2 protein-coding genes are annotated in these 1,598 nt (G+C 68.5%); both read left to right on the top strand.

What is annotated here, in order from left to right; translation table 11 throughout:
* Positions 1-1,409: IS66 family transposase (gene tnpC / locus ACFPN9_RS11980; RefSeq protein ID WP_377817073.1), on the top strand; the 1,409-nt coding region annotated here is incomplete at its 5' end.
* The coding region (locus ACFPN9_RS11975) for a UPF0149 family protein (protein ID WP_377817071.1) at positions 1,381-1,598 on the top strand (218 nt) is incomplete at its 3' end. The genes tnpC and ACFPN9_RS11975, both read left to right, overlap by 29 nt.

The raw sequence follows: 1,598 nt of genomic DNA, 5'->3' as shown, positions 1-1,598 counted from the left end.
ATGTCGAGGAGGGCACGGCGGCGCGGACGGTTCTGGAGCGCGCGGTCATGCCGGCAACTCCCGACGCCCGGCAGCATCCGGTTCGTCGTCCCTTGCCCGATCATCTGCCGCGCGAGGAGATCGTGCATTGGCCAGCGGGCATCGCCGATGGCGATCTCGGCTGTGGTTGCCAGGCTTGCGGCGGACAGTTGCGCCGGCTCGGCCAGGACGAGACCGAGGTGCTGGAGCGCGTCACCCAGTTCAAGGTCGTCCGGCATATCCGCCCCAAGATCGTCTGCCGCCTGTGTGAAGCGATCGTGCAGGCGCCGATGCCGTCCCTGCCGATCGAGCGCGGGCGGCCGGGCCCTGGATTGCTCGCCCATGTGCTGGTGGCCAAGTATGCCGACCATCTGCCGCTGTACCGCCAGTCCGAGGTCTATGCCCGCGAAGGCGTCGATCTCGACCGTTCCACCCTGGCCGATTGGGTCGGATCGGCGGCGGCGCTGCTGACACCCCTGGCCGAGGCGATCGGCAAGCATGCCATGGCCGGGCGCGCGCTTCACGCCGACGACACGCCCGTGCCGGTGCTCGCCCCCGGGTTCGGCAAGACCGCGACGGGCCGCCTTTGGGTCTATGTCCGCGACGAGCGCCCCCATGCCGGAGATGCCGCGCCAGCCGTCCTCTATCGCTATACGCCGGATCGGAAGGGCGTGCGCCCGCAAGGCCATCTCCAGGGCTTCGCCGGATATCTCCACGCCGACGGATATGCCGGCTTCGACAAGCTCTATGCCGGCAGCCCCGGTAAGCGCGCCGCGATCGCCGAGGTCGCCTGCTGGGCCCATGTCCGGCGCAAGTTCTTCGATATCCACCAGGCCAACGCCTCGCCGGTCGCAGCCGAGGCCTTGCGCCGGATCGGGGAGCTCTACCAGGTCGAGGACGCCGTCCGTGGCCGCCCGCCCGACGAACGGCGACGATCGCGGCAGGAGCACGCCGTTCCACGGCTCGCCAATCTGCGGACCTGGTTCGACACGACCCTGCCCAAGCTGTCGGGCAAGAGTGAACTCGCCAGGGCGATCCGCTACGGCCTGTCGCGCTGGCCCGCGCTCACCCGCTATGCCGACCGCGGCGATCTGGAGATCGACAACAACGCCGCCGAGCGCGCGATCCGGCCGCTCGCCATCGGCCGCAAGAACTGGCTCTTCGCCGGTTCCGACAAGGGCGGCGAGCGCGCCGCCGTCATCTACACCCTGATCGGGACCGCCAGGCTCAATGGCCTTGATCCCCAGGCCTATCTCCGGGATGTTCTGGCCCGCATCGGCGACCATCCCATCAACCGCGTCGGTGAACTCGCCCCCTGGAACTGGACGAGCCATGCCCGGACTGTCGCGCCAACAGAAGCAGTTGTCGAAGGCGCTGCTGGACCTCGATGAAGAGGCGATGCTGATCGAGGAACTGGACGGCTTCATTGCCGGCCTCCTCGTCTGCCCGCAGATGATCCCTCCCAGCGCCTGGCTGCCATGGGTCTGGAACAGCGCCGACGCAAAGGGCGAGCCGGTGTTCGAGAGCCTCGACCACGCCAACAAGGTGATGGGCCTGGTGATGGCGTACTACAACGACGT

It is taken from the genome of Allobosea massiliensis (genome assembly GCF_042655245.1).
Classification (GTDB): Bacteria; Pseudomonadota; Alphaproteobacteria; order Rhizobiales; family Beijerinckiaceae; genus Allobosea; species Allobosea massiliensis.
Note: the sequence above shows the minus strand (reverse complement) of the source record. Positions and strands in the feature narration are given on the sequence as shown.